The organism is Robiginitalea aestuariiviva (assembly GCF_029537735.1).
GTDB lineage: Bacteria > Bacteroidota > Bacteroidia > Flavobacteriales > Flavobacteriaceae > Robiginitalea > Robiginitalea aestuariiviva.
Genome location: NZ_JARPUQ010000002.1, coordinates 389,394 through 408,181, shown reverse-complemented (window position 1 = coordinate 408,181; position 18,788 = coordinate 389,394). Strand labels below are relative to the sequence as shown.

At 55.5% G+C, this 18,788-nt stretch carries 17 protein-coding genes; 8 read left to right on the top strand and 9 right to left on the bottom strand.

Annotation, left to right across the window (positions count from 1 at the left end; translation table 11 throughout):
- Position 1: 1 nt before the first annotated feature.
- Positions 2–1,060 carry a nucleoid-associated protein gene (locus tag OZ410_RS08535; protein ID WP_277707529.1) on the top strand — a complete coding sequence of 353 codons (1,059 nt, stop codon included), beginning with the start codon at positions 2–4 and terminating at the stop codon, positions 1,058–1,060.
- Between the two features lie 224 nt (positions 1,061–1,284).
- Here the strand turns inward: OZ410_RS08535 and OZ410_RS08530 are convergent, their stop codons facing one another.
- Positions 1,285–1,785 carry a YybH family protein gene (locus OZ410_RS08530; RefSeq protein ID WP_277707528.1) on the bottom strand — a complete coding sequence of 167 codons (501 nt, stop codon included), beginning with the start codon at positions 1,783–1,785 and terminating at the stop codon, positions 1,285–1,287.
- 60 nt (positions 1,786–1,845) lie between these two features.
- Complete coding sequence (locus tag OZ410_RS08525) at positions 1,846–2,928, bottom strand: hypothetical protein (protein ID WP_277707527.1); 1,083 nt, start codon at positions 2,926–2,928, stop codon at positions 1,846–1,848.
- Positions 2,929–3,008: 80 nt separating this feature from the next.
- On the opposite strand from OZ410_RS08525, the gene OZ410_RS08520 reads away from it, so the two are divergent.
- The 5 genes from OZ410_RS08520 to uvrB all read left to right on the top strand — a co-directional run bounded on the left by OZ410_RS08520 (position 3,009) and on the right by uvrB (position 10,099).
- Positions 3,009–3,920, top strand: coding sequence for an ABC transporter ATP-binding protein (locus tag OZ410_RS08520; protein ID WP_277707526.1), 912 nt, complete (start codon positions 3,009–3,011; stop codon positions 3,918–3,920).
- Between the two features lie 16 nt (positions 3,921–3,936).
- The gene (locus tag OZ410_RS08515; RefSeq protein ID WP_277707525.1) at positions 3,937–4,770 is read left to right on the top strand and encodes an ABC transporter permease; all 834 of its coding nucleotides are present in this window, start codon (positions 3,937–3,939) and stop codon (positions 4,768–4,770) included.
- Between the two features lie 189 nt (positions 4,771–4,959).
- Positions 4,960–6,624, top strand: coding sequence for a T9SS type B sorting domain-containing protein (locus tag OZ410_RS08510; RefSeq protein WP_277707524.1), 1,665 nt, complete (start codon positions 4,960–4,962; stop codon positions 6,622–6,624).
- 1 nt (position 6,625) lies between these two features.
- Positions 6,626–8,056 (top strand): T9SS type B sorting domain-containing protein, encoded by a 1,431-nt coding sequence (locus tag OZ410_RS08505; RefSeq protein ID WP_277707523.1) that lies wholly within the window; start codon positions 6,626–6,628, stop codon positions 8,054–8,056.
- 51 nt (positions 8,057–8,107) lie between these two features.
- Entirely contained in the window at positions 8,108–10,099 is a 1,992-nt protein-coding gene (gene uvrB / locus OZ410_RS08500; RefSeq protein WP_277707522.1) for an excinuclease ABC subunit UvrB, read from the top strand.
- A gap of 118 nt (positions 10,100–10,217) precedes the next feature.
- Here uvrB and OZ410_RS08495 read toward each other — a convergent pair whose 3' ends face one another.
- The 5 genes from OZ410_RS08495 to OZ410_RS08475 form a co-directional block, all read right to left on the bottom strand.
- Positions 10,218–10,643 (bottom strand): Hsp20/alpha crystallin family protein, encoded by a 426-nt coding sequence (locus tag OZ410_RS08495; protein WP_277707521.1) that lies wholly within the window; start codon positions 10,641–10,643, stop codon positions 10,218–10,220.
- A gap of 136 nt (positions 10,644–10,779) precedes the next feature.
- Positions 10,780–11,181, bottom strand: coding sequence for a TerB family tellurite resistance protein (locus tag OZ410_RS08490; protein ID WP_277707520.1), 402 nt, complete (start codon positions 11,179–11,181; stop codon positions 10,780–10,782).
- A gap of 155 nt (positions 11,182–11,336) precedes the next feature.
- On the bottom strand, positions 11,337–11,696 hold the full coding sequence (locus OZ410_RS08485; protein ID WP_277707519.1) for a hypothetical protein: 360 nt from the start codon (positions 11,694–11,696) through the stop codon (positions 11,337–11,339).
- A 253-nt stretch (positions 11,697–11,949) separates the two neighbouring features.
- Complete coding sequence (gene sucC, locus OZ410_RS08480) at positions 11,950–13,143, bottom strand: ADP-forming succinate--CoA ligase subunit beta (RefSeq protein WP_277707518.1); 1,194 nt, start codon at positions 13,141–13,143, stop codon at positions 11,950–11,952.
- 70 nt (positions 13,144–13,213) lie between these two features.
- Complete coding sequence (locus OZ410_RS08475) at positions 13,214–13,855, bottom strand: LON peptidase substrate-binding domain-containing protein (RefSeq protein WP_277707517.1); 642 nt, start codon at positions 13,853–13,855, stop codon at positions 13,214–13,216.
- A 154-nt stretch (positions 13,856–14,009) separates the two neighbouring features.
- Between OZ410_RS08475 and lysA the strand changes: the two genes are divergently transcribed.
- On the top strand, positions 14,010–15,251 hold the full coding sequence (gene lysA, locus OZ410_RS08470) for a diaminopimelate decarboxylase (protein WP_277707516.1): 1,242 nt from the start codon (positions 14,010–14,012) through the stop codon (positions 15,249–15,251).
- A 59-nt stretch (positions 15,252–15,310) separates the two neighbouring features.
- Positions 15,311–15,835, top strand: a complete 525-nt coding sequence (locus tag OZ410_RS08465) for a thioredoxin family protein (protein WP_277707515.1) — start codon at positions 15,311–15,313, stop codon at positions 15,833–15,835.
- 20 nt (positions 15,836–15,855) lie between these two features.
- On the opposite strand, the gene OZ410_RS08460 is transcribed toward OZ410_RS08465, so the two are convergent.
- Both OZ410_RS08460 and guaB read right to left on the bottom strand, forming a co-directional pair.
- Positions 15,856–17,319 (bottom strand): PQQ-dependent sugar dehydrogenase, encoded by a 1,464-nt coding sequence (locus tag OZ410_RS08460; protein ID WP_277707514.1) that lies wholly within the window; start codon positions 17,317–17,319, stop codon positions 15,856–15,858.
- On the bottom strand, positions 17,316–18,788 hold the full coding sequence (guaB, locus tag OZ410_RS08455; protein WP_277707513.1) for an IMP dehydrogenase: 1,473 nt from the start codon (positions 18,786–18,788) through the stop codon (positions 17,316–17,318). Before guaB ends, OZ410_RS08460 begins: the two co-directional genes overlap by 4 nt.

The window sequence follows — 18,788 nt, the reverse complement described above, 5'->3', positions numbered from 1 at the left end:
CATGCTGAACCTGTATGCTACGCAAATCGATACCGTTTCCCTCCACCGCGTGGGCAACAAACACCGGGCGGAGCCCCTTTTTCTCTCCGAAACGCCTTATGCCCTCAATGATGAGATCAGCGGGTTACTGAAGGAATATTTTTTCAAACCCTTCCGGGAAAAGGAGGAAAACTACTTCTGTTTCCGCCATGAAGCTTCCCTGGAATTTCATCCGATCTACGAAGCAGCCTCTGCCGTTTTTGACAATCCCGGGCGCCTCCACGAGGTAAGCCGGGAAATTGCCCAACACCTGTACGGGCAGTCCAACCACCCTCATATCAAAAGCGGGGAATGCTATGTGGCTTACTTTACGGATGTACAACTGGACAATGAGCGGACCGATGCCCTGGGAATTTTTAAAAGCGAGGTAAAACAGGACTTCCTGCAGTTCCGGGAAAAGGGTTCCAACCTGGATATGATGGTACAGCAAGGGGTGAACCTCCACAAGCTGGATAAAGGTTGCCTGATCTTTAACCGCTCGCGGGAAGATGGCTACAAGGTGCTCTCGGTAGACAGCAACCGCTACGACGCCAAATACTGGCTGGAAGATTTTCTGGGCCTGTCGCCCCTCACCGATGAAAATTTCTATACCAAAAACTACCTGAAATTCTGCCAGAACTTCGCCAAGGATGTGGTGCTGCCGGCAGAGGACAAACAACAGGAAGTGCTCTTTATGAACCGGGCGGTAAACCACTTTGCCAAAAATGACGCCTTCGAGGAAACCCAGTTCCTGAATGAGGTGCTGGACAATCCGGAGCTGATCCCGGAGTTCAAGCACTATAAGGTGGAAAAAGGGCCGAAATACAGCATCGAAGACGTCTCCAACTTCAACATCGCCAACAAGGCGGTAAGCGACACCCGCAAAAAGATCAAAAACGTGATTGATCTGGATACCAACATCCAGATCAAACTGAACTTCATCAACCCGGAGTCCGCAGAGAAATTCGTGGAAAAGGGCTGGGACGAAGAACGGCAGATGTACTACTACCTGGTGTATTTCAACAAGGAGCAGAAAACCTAACGCTTCGACCCGGGTTTTACACCTTGTGCCATCGGGTTACGAGTCTGGGGGCATCTCCCCCTCCCCCTGCAGTTAATGTACCCTTCCCAAGCGCAGCTTCCCTGCAGCCCGGCATAAAATTTCTGCTGATGGCATTTTGCCGTTTGGGCTCATATATTGGTGTTGGGGGGCGGGGGCATCCCCCTAACGCGTGTAGCCCAAAAGAATATGCCTAACCCATCCTTCTATTCCCCGGCCGGCGGCTCCACCACCACGTAATCGTAGCGGATTTGCCAGCCATCTGCGGTCCTTTCCCAAAGCACCAGGTAATCGCCCGTCATTTCCATAGACGGTATTGGGCTGTTTTCATTGGCAACAAAGGTCTGCACCCCCCGGCCGCGTTCCACAGCCTGGTCTCCGAAGTACCGAAAATCCAACACTTCCAGTTCCAGGCTCCAGTCCCCGATTTCCGCCGCAGCCGCCTGTGCAGCTACCCAGGCTTTGCGTCCCTGGATGGGAGGCTGTCCCGAAATCATCTGGACCACATCCGGTGCAAAGAATTTCCCGGCCGCTTCGAACTCCCCTTCCCGCGTCAGGCGGGTGATGGCCTCATTGGCCGCCTCAATCTGGGCCAGGGCCGAATCCCGGGCCTGTTGGGGATCGGATTCAGGCGTTTCTGATTTTGGTCCCGGGGTACAGGCTGCCCATAACAGGCAAAGGCCAATCCATACTATGGCTTTTTTCATGGTTTACGGTTTTGACTTAACGTTAAGTGGCCGGGGGAAGCCTGTTGGCTGGGGGATTGCCTATATTTTAATGCGCTTCTCGATAATCTGGCGCATGCTGACATCTTCGTAATTGCGTTTCACGAAATCCAGGGCCACGTCCAGGATATCGCCCATGCTCTTGCAGGCTTTGAACTGCACATCGTGGGTGAGGTCATAGATTTCCGATTTCAGGCGCTCAATGTTTTCAGGGGTGGATATGTGGTCTGCCCGTGCAATTTTAATCAGTCTCCCGATTCGGCGGTGGGAACTGAGGATCCGCTTGGCCACATAGGAACGCTCCTCTACCTTGTACTGGTCCACCGAATCCGACAACAACCGGCTGCGGACCAGATCCACCATGGGGTTATTCTCCTTGAAAAACTGCGGGCGGTACACCTTTAGCTTGCCCTCGTAACTCTGCTGGTCAAAGTCGATGGCCCGGATGCGGTAGACCACATGGTCAAAATCGTGCATGGGCACAATCACGTAGTTGTAGGAACGCATATCGCCCAACAACCGGATCATACACCGTTCGTTGAATTTCACAAACTCCTTGGCCAGCTGAGATTTTTCCGACGGGCTGCAATCCGGCAGCATTTCCTTGATAAAAACATCCCCGGGGATGCCCGCAATATGCTCTTCGATTAACGTATTCCCGTAAACCAGGAAGTTGATGTTGTAGGGGGAAAGCAGGTGCTCCAGCTCCAGGCCATAGATACGGGATGCATCGGCCTTTTTTACATAGAAATACGTAAAGTTGTCGTTCAGGATGTTGCGCACCTTAATGCGGAAGGGTTTGGAATTCCCGAAGGTGCAATAGTCCACTGCGTCCACATTGAGGAACTGAAAGATGCGGTCGCTCCCGTCCGAGTGCAGGATGGAATAGACCCGTTTCAGGCTCTCGTCAATCTCCCGCCGCTCCGTATCCGAATAATACACCCGGATCCAGAGGGTATCCTCCCCGTGGTCGTCATAGACCACAATAGAACCGGAAAACCGCAACAAATCCTCATAAAAAATGGGAATTTCCGTCTTGCGGCTGTATTGTTCCAAATAGGCATCCAGCTCCGGACAGACCGGGTAGGTCGGTTTTTTTTTCGACATGAGTCTTTCCTCGGACACGCGCTCGCTTTTCAGGTTCCTTGTAACAAAGTACGGATTTCTTCGTCAACTAGGAAACGGATCCTTAAAAGCCTTTCCCCTTGGAAACCATCCTTACCGTCACCAACCTAACCAAGAAATTTGGCCCCCTCACGGCCGTCAAGAATCTGTCCTTTCATATCGAAAAGGGCAATGTATACGGCATCCTGGGGCCCAACGGCAGCGGAAAATCCACCACCCTGGGTATTGTCCTGAACGTGGTGAACCGCACCTCGGGCAGTTTCAGCTGGTTTAACGGGACCACCTCCACCCACGAGGCCCTGAAAAAGGTAGGCGCCATAATCGAGCGTCCCAATTTTTACCCCTACATGACCGCGGTGCAGAACCTGCAACTGGTATGCCGCATCAAAGAAGTGCCCCGGGAACGCATCCGGGAGAAACTGGAACTGGTCGGGCTCTGGGAGCGGCGCAACAGCAAATTCAAAACCTATTCCCTGGGGATGAAACAGCGGCTGGCCATAGCCTCTGCCCTGTTGAACAACCCCGAGATCCTGATCCTGGACGAACCCACCAACGGGCTGGACCCCCAGGGCATTCACCAAATCCGGGAACTCATCAAGCACATCGCCGCCCAGGGCACTACCATCCTGCTGGCCTCCCACCTGCTGGACGAAGTGGAAAAGGTTTGCACCCATGTGGTTATCCTGCGCAAAGGGGAAAACCTCTACACCGGAAAGGTGGATGAAATGCTGGCCAGTCATGGCTTTTTTGAGCTGAAAGCTGCCGAACCTGAAAAACTCAAAACCTTCCTGCAGGGTCGCAGCGAGTTTTCCCGTTTCACGGAAGAGAACGGACTCCTGACCGCCTATCTGGAAACCCCAATGGAAGCCGATACCCTTAACGCCCTGTGTTTTGAAAACGGCATCCGCCTTTCCCATCTGGTAAAGCGCAAGGAGAGCCTGGAACAACAATTCCTGACCCTAACCAACCACGCCGCCCCTGCTGGTGTATAACCCCCACTACCTGTCTATGAAACGCCTGTTGCAAATCGAATTCATCAAACTGTGGAATAACCGCGCCAGCCGGATACTTATCATATCCTATTTTGCGCTACTGACCTCCATTGCCCTGATTGCCGCCATCCATTTCAAAATCGGCCCCATCGACTTTCACCTGGCAGAACAGGGGATCTTCAACTTCCCGTACATCTGGCATTTCAACACCTATGTCACAGCCATTTTCAAGCTGTTCCTGGCAATAGTGATCGTCTCTATGATGTCTAATGAATACAGCAATAAAACCATCAAGCAAAACCTGATAGACGGGCTCTCCAAAAAGGAGTTTATCGCCTCCAAGTTTCTGACAGTTTTGAGTTTTGCCGGGATTTCCACCGTTTTTGTCTTTTTGGTTTCCATGATCCTGGGGCTCATCTACTCGGATTACACGGCCGTTTCCATCATTTTCTCCGACCTGGGGTTCCTGTTGGCTTTCTTTGTGAAACTGGTGGGCTTTTTCAGCTTCTGCCTCTTTCTGGGGGTTCTGGTCAAACGTTCGGCCTTTGCCCTGGGGTTCCTGATCCTCTGGGCCATCCTGGAGCAGATCACCTATGGCATCCTGGGCTGGAAATTCGTCTCCTGGGAAACCGCCCAGCAGATCAAGAATTTCTTCCCCCTGGAATCCATGGCCAACCTGATTAAAGAACCGGTTAGCCGCCTGAATGCGGTGCAGTCCGTGGCGGAACAAATCGGGGAAACCCTCAAGCTGGACTACCAGCTGCATGTCTACGAATTCGGGATTACTCTGGTCTGGACTGCCCTCTTTGTTTACTGGTCCTATGCGCTGCTGAAGCGAAGGGACCTCTAACCCCGGGAAGCCCGGGATCAATGCCCCTTAACCTCTTCGGCCCCAAAGCCGTACCACTTGTCGGAACCCGGTTCGGGATTACGGATTATTTCGTATTTTACCCTTCCTGGACCGATGAGAATGTTAAAAAAATTGCTATGCGCCGCCGGGCTGCTCCTTGGGCTCCCTATGGCTGCTCAAGAATGCCCTGTGCCTGTCTTTCCTACAGACGGGCAAACCGGGGTGGCGGTGGATGCTACCCTGAGCTGGACCCCGGTAGACGGGGTTACGGCCTATAACATCACCATAGGCACTACCCCACAGGGTTCCGAGATACTTCCTTTGGCATCGGTAGGAAGCAGCACCCGGTACACCCCACCCCAGGGCTTCCCCGAAAACACGACCCTCTACGTAACCATCTACCTGTTCAATCTGTCACAGGGCAATACGGAGTGTACCACCTATAGTTTCACCACGGCCGACGTCACCACCCCACCTGGGTGTACCGAGATGCTCAGCCCGGCCGATGGGGCCGAAGACGTGCCGGTAGCCACCCGCATCCGCTGGCGCTACAGCCCCACCGCCACCGCATACCGGGTACGGGTAGGCACCACGCCGGGCGGGCAGGACCTGGTAACCGAACAGGTGGTTTCGGGAGCCCTGGAACTGGCACCGCCGGCGGACCTGCCCGCAGAAACCACGATCTATGTGCGGATTGTTCCGGAAAACGAGAACGGGGTGGCCACAGCCTGCCCTGTAGACTTCTCCTTTACCACCGGACCGCTGGCCACCCTGCCCATCTGTGCGGGCATCATTTACCCCCAGGATGGGGAGTCGAACGTCCCGCTTACCCCGGTAATCCAGTGGAATGCTGTTCCGGGAGCGGACGGGTATGTGGTATCCATCGGCACCTCCCCGTTTGAGAACGATATCCTGGACAATGCAGACCTGCGCAATACCACGGAAACCCCCATTATCCGACTGGAACCCAACAAGATCTTCTTTATCACCATCACCCCTTACAATACAGCCGGGCAGGCCCAGGGATGTACCTATACCACTTTTTCCACCATCCTGGGGTGCGGGCCCTATTTTGACGCGGACGGCAACCTGATAGACCTGCGGCCCGAGGTGAGTTTCCCGGAGCAGGTAGGCATCTGCAGTGATGCCGCGGTCAATACTGTAAGTGCCACAGACGCCGCAGACGGCTACCGCTGGTATGTCATTGACAGTCCCGGGCGGGAACGCCTGCTGGCGGAAGGCCCGGATTTTGATATCCCCGGGGAAGGGCAATACCGGCACGAAGCCTTCCGTACCTATTCCAGCCCCAGCGGGGATTTTGAATGTACGGCCTCCCAGGTCTTCGAAGCCGTGGCCTCCGAGGCACCTTCCATAACCGATACGCGGGTAACCCTGGGTGTCGGGGTCATAAGCCTGGAGGTTCAGGTGCAGGGCACGGGTCAATACGAGTATGCCCTGGGGAGCCCGGACGGCCCTTACCAGGACAGCAATCGCTTTACCAACCTGCCGCTGGATACCTATACGGTTTACGTCCGGGATAAAAACGGCTGCGGTCTGGACCAGGCGCGTATACAGCCGGACCTGAGCGTGGAAGGTTTTCCCCGGTTTTTCACCCCCAACGGGGACGGCACCAACGACACCTGGCAGTATGTGGTACCCGCCTCGGGGGACAACCCGGTGCAGGTGATCTATATTTTTGACCGCTACGGCAACCTGCTGGCCAGCCTGGGCCCGGGGTCTGCCGGATGGGACGGAACCTTTAACGGGCGGCCGGTACCCCCCAGCGATTACTGGTACCGGGCGGTGGACCGAAATGGAGGGGTGGTCATGGGGCATTTTGTACTGAAACGATAATATGGGTAAACGGCTCTTCATATCGCTTTTGTTAGGCTTGTGGCTGGGAATAGGCGCCAGCTGGGGTCAGGCCTGCCCGCGTCCGGTCTTCCCGGCCGACGGGGCTGAAGACATCCCTGTGGATGCCACCCTGTCCTGGACGGCCCCTGGAGTGGTGACCGGCTTTATCATTTCCATTGGTACCACCCCGGGCGGGGTGGACATCCTAACCAACCGCAGCTCCTCCCCTATCAGTTCCTATACGCCGGAAACCGGCCTCCCGGAAGACACCTGGATTTACCTGAGTTTTGTGCTGATCCGCGCCGACGGCTCCCAGGTTTCCTGCCCGGGCTGGCGCTTTAAAACCGCCCCTTTTGCCACGCCCCCGGATTGCACCACCCTGGTGGATCCGCAACCGGGGGAAGCCGGGTTCCCCGTAAATGAAGGAGTGACGTGGGCCTATAGCCCCAGGGCCACCGGGTACCTCCTGAGTATAGGCACCACCCCGGGGGGAACGGAAATCCTGGATAACCGGGACGTGGGCAACCGCCTGAGTTTTAACCCCGCAGGGAATTTCCCCACCGAACGCGAGATTTTTGTAACCGTAACCCCGTATAACCGCCTGGGGCCGGCCGTAACCACCTGTACCACACAGAGTTTTACCACCGGGGCCTCCCTGGTAGACTGTTCCCTGCACGAACCCTCGCTTTCCGGGTTTGGACGGCGATTCAACATCTGCCCCGGGGAATCTTTCCGGGATCTGGAAGCCCCATCCCTGGCCGATGGGTACAACTGGTACCGTTTGGGTCCCGGGGGGCAGGAGATCCTGATCGGAACGGAGCGTACGGTACGCATATCGGAAACGGGCAACTATCGCCTGGAGGCTTACAACCTGGTGGGTTCCCTCAACGAATTTACCGTATGCAACCTGGTCCGGGATTTTGAAGTGGCAGACGCCGTACCCCCTGTCATTACCGGGGCGAATATCACACGGGAACCCGATGGGTTGCGCATTATCGTACAAACGGACGGGGCCCAGGATTACCTGTACTCCCTGAACCCGGATTCCGGGTTCCAGCCGTCGCCCGTCTTTGAGAACCTCCCCCTGGCCACCTATACGGTGTATGTGCAGGACCCCCAGGGGTGTTTCACCTCCTCCCGGGAGGTCGCGCGAAAACTGAGCTCGGCAGACTTCCCGGCCTTTTTCACCCCCAACAACGACGGGTTTAACGACCGCTGGCAATACGAGCCCCCCAAAGACCTGGAGGATGCGCGCCTGGCCAGTATACAGATCTTTGACCGGTACGGGAATTTCCTCCTGCAACTGGACCCGGAAACCAGCGGCTGGGACGGCAGCGTAAATGGCAAGCCCCTGCCCTCCTCCGTGTACTGGTTCCAGGCCATTTCCCAGCAGCAGGAGGTAATCCACGGGTATTTTGCCCTGAAGCGATAGATCAAATGATCCTGCTTTGGGGGCGGCAGCCTTCTTCGTACTTTTACGCTTATGAAATTCCAGGTCGTATCCGATTTTAAACCCACCGGGGACCAGCCCGATGCCATTGCACAGCTCAGCCGGGGAATCCGCGAGGGGGAACCCTACCAAACCCTGTTGGGGGTTACCGGTTCCGGGAAAACCTTTACCGTAGCCAATGTGGTGGAAACCGTGCAGCGACCCACCCTGGTCCTGGCACATAACAAGACCCTGGCCGCCCAACTCTACTCCGAATTCAAGCAGTTCTTCCCCAACAATGCGGTGGAATACTTTGTCTCCTATTACGACTATTATCAGCCTGAAGCCTACATCCCCAGCAGCGGCCTCTACATCGAGAAGGACCTTTCCATTAACGAGGAGATCGAAAAACTGCGGTTGAGCGCCACCTCCTCCCTGCTCTCCGGGAGGCGGGACGTGCTGGTTGTGGCCTCGGTTTCCTGCCTCTACGGAATCGGCAACCCGGTGGAATTCAAGAAAAACGTGATCCGTCTGGAGCGCGACCAGGTACTGGCGCGCACCAAACTCCTCCACCTGTTGGTGCAGAGCCTCTATGCCCGGACCACAGCCGATTTTAAAAACGGGAACTTTCGGGTTAAGGGCGATGTGGTGGATGTCTTCCCCAGCTATGCGGACCACGCCTACCGCATTCATTTTTTCGGGGATGAAATCGAGGAAATCGAATCCTTTGACCCGTATAACAATACGGTGCTGGAGACCTACGACACCCTGACCATCTACCCGGCCAATATGTTTGTGACCTCCCCGGACATCCTGCAGGAAGCCATCCGGCATATCCAGGACGATCTGGTGAAGCAGATCGACTACTTCCGGGAAATCGGCAAGCCCCTGGAGGCCAAGCGTCTGGAAGAACGCACCAACTTCGACCTGGAGATGATCCGGGAACTGGGCTACTGCTCGGGGATTGAAAACTACTCCCGCTATCTGGATGGGCGGGAACCGGGCACCCGCCCCTTCTGCCTGCTGGACTACTTCCCGGACGACTACCTGATGGTGGTGGACGAGAGCCACGTAACCATCCCCCAGGTGCATGCCATGTATGGGGGGGACCGCTCCCGGAAGGAAAACCTGGTGGATTACGGCTTCCGCCTGCCTGCAGCCCTGGACAACCGCCCATTGAAATTTGAAGAATTTGAAGCCCTGCAACAACAGGTCATTTATGTAAGTGCCACCCCGGCAGATTACGAATTACAGCAAAGCGGAGGGGTCTATGTAGAGCAGGTCATCCGGCCTACCGGCCTGCTGGACCCGGTAATCGAGGTGCGGCCCAGCAAGAACCAGATCGACGACCTGGTGGAGGAGATTCAGCAGCGGGTGCAGCGGGACGAACGCACCCTGGTTACCACCCTCACCAAGCGCATGGCCGAAGAACTCACCAAATACCTGACCCGGATCGAAGTGCGTTGCCGGTACATCCACAGTGACGTGGACACCCTGGAGCGGGTGGAGATCATGCAGGACCTGCGCAAGGGACTCTTTGATGTGCTGGTGGGGGTAAACCTGCTGCGGGAGGGGCTGGACCTGCCCGAAGTTTCCCTGGTAGCCATTATCGATGCGGACAAGGAAGGGTTCCTGCGCAGCAACCGCTCCCTGACTCAAACGGTTGGGCGGGCCGCCCGCCACCTGCACGGGAAGGCCATTATGTATGCAGACACGATTACCGACAGCATGCAGAAGACCATAGACGAAACCAATTACCGGCGTGAAAAACAGCTGGCCTACAACCAAAAACACGGCATTACCCCCAAGGCCCTGAAAAAAAGCCTGGACAATGCCCTGGCCAAAAATTCGGTGTCCACTTTCCACTTCGAGAAGAAGTCCCGTGAGGCCCAGGAACCGGATATGGCTTACCTGACCGAACCCCAGCGGCAGGACCTGATCCGCCAGAAGCGCAAGGCTATGGAGCAGGCCGCCAAGGAACTCGATTTTATGCGGGCCGCCCAGTTGCGGGATGAAATCCGCATGTTGCAGTCGGAGGCCGGATAGGTTGGGTCCCTAAAAAAAGCGCCCCGGAAATTCCGGGGCGCTTCCCTAACTAACCAACTAAACAAACCAACCATTATGAGGCCCGTTAGGTGGGCCAGCCATAATCTTTTCTAACGATTTACCCGATCTCGATCAGGCGTTTGGGCTTCGGCAGGGCTTCTTCCTTTTTGGGGAGGGCAAACCGAAGGATACCGGCCGTATATTCGGCTTTAATGGCATCTTCATTTACCGTTTCCGGGAGGGTAAAGGCCCGTTTGAAACTGGTGTAGCGGAACTCGCGGCGGGTATACCCGTGATCCCGGGGTTCCTGTACCTCTTCCCGCTCCATGGAAATGGTCAGCACATTGTCGTCCACCTCAATATTGAAGTCTTCTTTCTTCATGCCGGGCACCGCCAGTTCCAATTCATATTCGGTTTCGCTCTCGCGGATGTTTACCGCGGGCAGGGTATGGTTGGGGGTGTGGGTGCCGCCGAACCAGTCGGGGGCCATCAGATCGTTCCAAAGGGTGGGAAACAAACCGGTATTGCTGCGAATCAAAGTCATAATATCTGTTCTTTAAAGGTTCAACTTCCTGCAGCCCTGAAGCTGCACCTCTAAAGAAGCAAATGCCGTACCGAGGCTAAATTACTGCCGTTATGTCTGGATTTAAAACAAAAAAACTGCCGTATCGTCAGTTTTATCAATTGTAGTGGGCCCGGAAGATATCCATCAGGACCTCCGGGGGTACAATTTTGTCCGGATACTGGTGCATAATAGTGAGCACCTGGTCTATGGCTGTAGGGGGCAGGCCCATGTGCAGGCCGGTATCTTTGAGTTGGCGGATTTCATCCGGGTGGCTTTCGTGGTCCACGTTCATAAGCAGCACCAGGCGGTGGAATTGTACAATGCGGTCCAACTGGGTTTTGGGCATCAGGGTATTTACCCCTTCATCCAGCAAGGCATCAAAGTCTCTGCGGCTAATCCCAAGTTGTTTGGAAACCCCCAGCAGGAAGTTGAATTCCGATTCCTTAATGGAATCATCCGCGCGGGCAAAGGAGATCATTTCCGAGAGGATGCCGAGTTTTTCCCTGTAATTGGCCATAGACGATGAGGCGGATTTTGGGCCGCCCGTATGCATATAACTCCCCGGGAACTGTTTTCGTATACCCGGGGGCGGGAAACTATGCCCAAATACAAGAAAACCCCGGCCAGGCAGCCGGGGTTTAGAGTTGGGTTTACAGGCTATACCCTTGCATCTTAGCTGGTAAAGCGAATCGGCACTTCATAGGTTTTGCCCTTTTCCAGACCTGCTTCGGAAACATCCTGGTAATTCAGCTTGGCCTTCAGGTAGGATTCCACCCGGTCGTCCTGGGTGCGAACGGACAAAACCACCAGCTGGTTGTCTTCGTTTACCACAAAACGCACAGAAGCCTCCAGCTCCTGGTTGTCTTCCAGTACAAAGCGATGGTCTTTTAACATCTGGCCAATCTCGGCCGCAATTTCGGTTTTGGGGGCCTCGGCCTCATTGCTTTTGGCCTTGGTTTTGCCTTCGGTGGCAAAGGCATTTGCAGTTAGCATCAGGGCTGCGGCGGCGAGAATTACAGGTACTTTTTTCATGACTTGTTTGTTTTTAATGAAGATTGATGATTGATGAATATGCCTAAAAGACGACCCCGGCCGCCGGTCGTTACAGAATATTGCGTATTTAACAATATTTTAAACCCAAAAGGGGGTAATTATCATCTTTTTTAACAATTTGCCTGTAATTATTCATAATATCCGACATTCCTGTGCCTTGTCCTTAACATGACCAGGAGCCATAAAAAAAGCCGCGCATGTTGCGCGGCTTATTAAAAATAGTTTATCGCCCTTATGCCAGGACCGCCTTGACCTTGTCCGCAGCTTCCTGAAACTGGACTGCAGAGTGAACGGCAAGGCCGGAATTGTCCAGGATTTCTTTGGCCAGTTCTGCGTTGGTTCCCTGCAGGCGAACAATGATGGGCACCTTAATGGCATCGCCCATGTTCTTGTAGGCATCGACCACCCCCTGGGCTACCCGGTCGCAACGTACAATCCCGCCAAAGATATTGATCAGGATCGCTTTTACATTGGGGTCCTTCAGGATGATGCGAAAGGCTTCTTCCACCCGTTTGGCATCTGCCGTACCCCCTACATCCAGGAAGTTGGCAGGTTCGCCCCCGGCCATTTTAATCAGGTCCATAGTGGCCATTGCCAGGCCGGCCCCGTTTACCATACAGCCCACGTTGCCATCCAGGTCCACGTAATTCAGGCCCACGGCCCGCGCTTCCACCTCAATGGGGTTCTCCTCACGCAGGTCCCGCATCTCGGCATAGGTCTTATGGCGGAACAGGGCATTGTCGTCCAGGGTAACCTTGGCATCCACGGCCGCAATCTTGTCGTCCGAGGTTTTCAGCACCGGGTTGATTTCAAACAGGCTGGCATCGCTCTGTTCGTACGCCTTGTAGAGGGACATCACAAATTTCACCATCTCCTTGAAGGCGGTACCGGAAAGCCCCAGGTTAAAGGCAACGCGTCGCGCCTGGAAGGGCAAGATCCCGGTAGCCGGGTCTATTTCCTCCGTAAAGATCAGGTGGGGCGTCTCTTCGGCCACCTGCTCGATATCCATCCCGCCTTCGGGAGAATACATGATCATCACCTTGCCCTTGGCCCGGTTTAGCAGCACGGACATATAGTACTCGCTGGTTTCCCCGGGGCCCGGGTAATACATATCTTCTGCCACCAATACCTGATGCACCTTCTTTCCTTCGGCAGAAGTCTGGGGCGTTACCAGGTTCATCCCGATGATCTGCCCTGCAATTTCTTCTACTTCCTTGAGGTTTTTGGCCAGTTTCACACCCCCGCCCTTGCCGCGGCCCCCGGCGTGTACCTGGGCCTTGATCACGTGCCAGCTGGTGCCGGTTTCCTGGGTGAGCTGTTTGGCGGCATCTACCGCTTCCTGAGCATTATGGGCTACGATGCCACGCTGGATACGCACCCCGAAACTCGCCAGGATCTCTTTTCCTTGGTATTCGTGTAGATTCATGTCGGTCTTTTTCTGTCGTGATGCAAAAATAGCAAACGGGGGGGACATCCCCTAATGGAATCGGCAGGGGTTAATCCAGCTTGAAATCCTCAAAATCCAGGGGATCAAAATTCCGGAAATGCCCGTTCATCTCGATCTGTTCCCGGGTGCGGTTCAGGTCCGCTACAACCGTGGAAGTGGCTTGGAGGTGTTCCAGGATAAAGCGCAACCGCTGCTGCTCGGAGGGCATCTGCAGCAGGGCGTATTCCTGCCGGAAAGACAGGCCCATTTTGTGGGCCAGGGTAAAACTGCCAAACACTTCCCTCCGGATGGGCCCAAAAGGCAGGTCCATGAGGCGGTATAATTCCCGGCAGGCCTCCAGCACGGCCTCCGTCAGGTCCGGGTCTGCATCGTTTACAGTATCCAGAAAACGCACCTCCCCGCCCGGGTAGGGCTTATCGCCAAATTCCGGTTCAAAAGTTTCTACCCGGAAAACCTGCCGGGCCACGCAGACCACATCCATGGACCCGTCCGCATAGGTGTTGACAATTTCCCGCAACTGCACCTCGGTACCATAAGCCAGGGTATTGTCGATAAAGACAGGGATGCCAAAGGTCCGGGCCTGCGCCCGGCAATCGGCAATCAGCACCTTGTAGCGCTCCTCAAAAATATGGAGGGGTACGGTCTCGCCCGGAAAGAAAACGGTCTGCAATGGAAAAAGCGGGAGTTTCATAGCTCCTTAAAGCTACGAAGCCCCGGGATAAGAATCAAATCCGCCATCCCTAAACCTTTGTTTGATATGTAACATTTTGAATATTTTTATAACACACTCTTATTTTTTTGGGCCAACAAGGCGAATCGTGTAGCTTTGCCCAAATCCCTTACCTATGCAATCTCAGGATCTGCTGAATATCGCCCGGGAATACGGGGCCCCTGTCTATGTGTACGACGCGGGCAAAATCCAAAGCCAGTTCCAGCGCCTCACCTCCGCCTTCAGCAGTGTGGGCCAACTGAAACTCAACTACGCCGTAAAGGCCCTTTCCAACCTCTCCGTGCTGCGGTTGCTCAACAGTATGGGCAGCGGCCTGGATACGGTATCCATACAGGAGGTACAGCTGGGGCTTATGGCCGGCTTCCGCCCGGAAGACATTATCTACACCCCCAATGGAGTGTCTCTTGAAGAGATTGAAGAAGCTGCCAGCCTGGGGGTGCAGATCAACATAGACAACCTTTCCATCCTGGAACAGTTTGGCGGCAAGCACCCGGACATCCCGGTTTGTATCCGCATCAACCCCCACGTGATGGCCGGGGGTAATACCAAGATTTCGGTGGGGCATATCGATTCCAAGTTCGGGATCAGCATCCACCAGATCCCCCACCTGCTGCGCATTGTGGAGCTCACCCAGATGAAGGTGAACGGCATCCACATGCATACCGGCAGCGACATCCTGGATATTGACGTATTCTTATACGCTTCCGAAATCCTCTTCGAAACGGCTAAACAGTTTAAGGACCTGGAGTTTATCGACTTTGGCAGCGGCTTTAAGGTGCCCTACAAGGAAGGGGACATCCAAACCAATGTGGAGGAACTGGGCGAAAAACTGGGCGGGCGTTTCAACGCCTTTTGCAAAGAGTACGGACGGGACCTGGTGCTGGCCTTCGAACCCGGGAAATTCCTGGTGAGCGAAGCCGGGTTTTTCCTCACCCGGGTGAATGTGGTGAAGCAGACTACCTCTACCGTATTTGCCGGGGTGGATTCGGGCTTTAACCACCTAATCCGACCTATGCTCTATGGCTCCAGCCACCAGATTGTAAACCTTTCCAATCCGCAAGGCAAACAACGGTATTATTCGGTGGTGGGTTATATTTGTGAAACCGATACGTTTGCGAGCAACCGGAGGATCAGCGAAATCTCCGAAGGGGACATCCTCTGCTTCCGCAATGCGGGGGCTTATTGTTTTACCATGGCCAGCAATTACAACTCCCGTTACCGCCCGGCAGAAGTGCTGTGGATGGACGGGCAGGCCCACCTGATCCGTCGGCGCGAATCCTTCGAGGATCTCATCCGCAACCAGGTGGAGGTAAACCTTCCCGCCCCAGGCGCCAAAAGCGCCCAGCAGGTGAAATAATTCCCAGCCCGCAGCGTTAGGTTTTTATAACCGGTACGACCAGTACCCAAATGCCGCATATGAAAAATCGTTTCGCCCTTGTCTGGATTGCAGTGCTCCTGCTGGCTGCAGCCCCCCTCAAAGCCCAGGAACTCCAATGGATGAGCTGGGAAGAAGCCGTTGCCCTGGCGCAATCCGAGCAGCAACCCAAGAAAATATTCGTGGATGTTTACACAGACTGGTGCGGATGGTGCAAGCGCATGGACAAGGATACCTTCCAGGACCCTGAAGTAGCCGCCTATATGCGGGAGAATTTCTATATGGTCAAACTGGATGCGGAACAACAGGAACCCATCCTGTACAAAGGACAAACCTTTTCTTTTGTGCCCAGCGGGCGCCGCGGCTACCACGAGCTGGCTGCCGCCCTGTTACAGGGCCGTATGAGTTACCCCACCGTGGTGTTTCTGGATGAGCAGCTCAACATGCTTTCGCCTGTTCCCGGGTACCAGCAACCCGAAGCCTTTATGAAGGTGGCCCGGTATTTTGGCGACAACATCTACAAAGACCAGGACTGGAAATCCTACAGCGGGCAGGAAGGGCGATAAGTTTTTGCCTTCCCGGCTATTTATTTCAATTCCCCTCCCTCTTCAGGCTGCTTGAGGTAAGAAACAGTGTTTTTCCTGCGATCGAGCACAGCTAAATCGGCCTCCCGGAAAGGCCGGTCGGGATTTGCGTAGCGAATGCACCAGACCCTTCCCTTCTTGGAATCTACCACATACAGGCTGCCATCAGGGCCTTCGGCAAGCCCCATAGGACGGAACTGCGCATCTTCGTGGGTGCGGAGCACTTCGGCCTGGGCAAACCCGTCTGCAAAAACCTCCCAGGTACCCACGGGTTTTCCGTCTTCAAACGGGATAAACCCTACCACATAGCCCCCCTGGGGATAGGGGTTCCGGTTCATGGAACCGTGGAAGGCCACAAAGGCCCCGTTGCGGTAGCGCTCGGGAAACTGGGTCCCCTGGTAAAACAACAAATCGTTGGGCGCCCAGTGGGCTGGCAGGGGCATCAGGATATCCGAGTACCCTGTGGCCGGGGTTTTGCCATCCCCCCCGTATTCCGGGGCCAGCATCCGTTGTTTTCTAAAGGGGTCGTAATAGGTATAAGGCCAGCCGTAATCCCCCCCTGCTTTCACCTGGAAAAATTCCTCGGCCGGCATCACAGCGTCGTGCCAGGCCCGGTAATACATAGGTGCATGGTTGTAGAGGTAGTCCCGGCCGTGGTTTACAGCGTACAGGGCATGTGTCTGCGGGTTCCAGGCCATCCCTACCACGCTGCGTACCCCAGTAGCGATACGCCGGGCATCTGCCAGCTGCTGATCCTTTTTGGCCGCATCAAACCTCCAGATCCCTCCAAGGATGTCCAACTGGGAACAAGGGTTTTCTCCCCTTACGATCCCCTGCGGGTCCTGCCGGGTGAGCTCCCCGTCTTCGCAGGCATTGGTGGGAGCGCTAAAGGTAACGTACATCCCCCCGGATTCGTCAAAGGCCAGGACCTTGGCATTGTGCCAGCGGATGGGATAAGGGTCCTGCACCAGGCGCTCTTCCTCGGTCTGCGGCACCAGTTCTCCGGGTTGCAACTTCTGGCGGTACACCACCAGTTCTGAACTGAAATACAGGTAGCCGTTGTGGATCCGCATTTCCGTGGCAAATGCCCCGTCGTTGGGATAACGGCCAAAACGGACAATGCTGTCCGCGCGCCCGTCTCCGTCCCGGTCGCGAAGGGCCACATTTCCGAGGCCTTCGGGTTGTTCGGGTTTGCGCAGTTTCACATAGATGTCCCCATTGTCATTTACGGCCAGGTGCCGGGCCGGGCCCAGACTGTCCGCTACCACCACGGAGGTAAAGCCGCCGGGCAGGATCAAAGAATCTTTGGGTTTAGAAGCTTGTTCGGATACGGGGTCAGGCCCCAGGGTTTCAACAGCCTGCTCCCGGCACTGCAGGCACAATAACGCCAGCCCGGAAAACAGCAAGGCCCGCCATTGGAAAGTGATTTTCCCACTGGCATCCCGACCTGTTCGGAAACCGGTCATCGGCTGTAGTTCGGGGATTCCTTGGTAATGGTTACGTTGTGGGGATGGCTTTCGTGAATCCCGCTGGCCGTAATCTTCACAAATTTGGCCTTCTCCTGCAGGGTGGGGATGTCCGCAGCCCCGCAGTACCCCATCCCGGCGCGCAACCCGCCTACAAACTGGTGGATGCTCTCAAAAAGGTCCCCTTTGTAAGGTACACGCCCTACAATGCCTTCCGGCACCAGTTTCTTGATATCGTCTTCCACATCCTGGAAGTACCGGTCCTTGCTGCCTTCCTTCATGGCCTCCACAGAGCCCATACCCCGGTAGGACTTGAATTTCCGGCCTTCGTAAATAATGGTTTCCCCCGGGGATTCCTTGGTGCCGGCCAGCAGGGAGCCCAGCATCACGCAGTCGGCTCCTGCGGCCAGGGCTTTGGGAATGTCGCCCGTGTAACGGATGCCCCCGTCGGCAATAACCGGCACGCCGCTTCCCTTAATGGCCGCAGCCACTTCCAGGACGGCCGAAAACTGCGGAAAGCCCACGCCGGCTACCACGCGTGTGGTGCAGATACTTCCCGGGCCAATGCCCACTTTTACCGCATCCGCCCCGGCTTCCACCAGGTATCGGGCGGCATCGCCCGTAGCGATGTTGCCCACCACTACATCCAGTTCCGGATACGCCTTTTTTACTTCCTTCAGCACGTTCACCACACCCCGGGTATGCCCGTGTGCTGTGTCGATCACCACGGCATCCACGCCTGCAGCTACCAGGGCCCCGGCCCGCTCCAGGGCATCGGCGGTTACCCCAAGGGCAGCGGCTACGCGAAGGCGGCCATACTGGTCCTTGTTGGCAATGGGTTTCTGGGTGAGTTTCGTAATGTCGCGAAAGGTAATCAGGCCCACCAGTTTGTTATCGGCATCAACCACTGGAAGTTTTTCAATCTTGTTTTCCTGCAGGATGTCCTCGGCCTGGGCCAGGGAGGTACCCACGGCGGTGGTCACCAGGTTCTCGGAAGTCATGACCTCGGAGATCGGGCGGTCGTTGTTTTTTTCGAAACGGAGGTCCCGGTTGGTCACAATCCCAATCAGGTGGCCTTCGCCATCCACAATGGGGATGCCACCAATGCTGTGCTCTTTCATGCTGGCCTTGGCGTCCCGCACCAGGGCGTGAGCCGGCAGGGTAACCGGGTCCAGGATCATGCCGCTTTCCGCCCGCTTTACCCGACGCACCTTCATGGCCTGCTGCTCGATGGTCATATTCTTGTGCAGCACCCCAATGCCGCCTTCCCGTGCCATGGCAATGGCCATGCGGGATTCGGTAACCGTATCCATAGCCGCGGAAACCACGGGTACATTGATGCGGATGTTGCGGGTAAACTGCGTGCTGATGTCTACTTCTCTCGGGAGGACTTCGGAATAAGCAGGGACCAGGAGAACGTCGTCGTAGGTGAGGCCTTCTCCCAGGATCTTGGATTGGTGGGCTTCCAT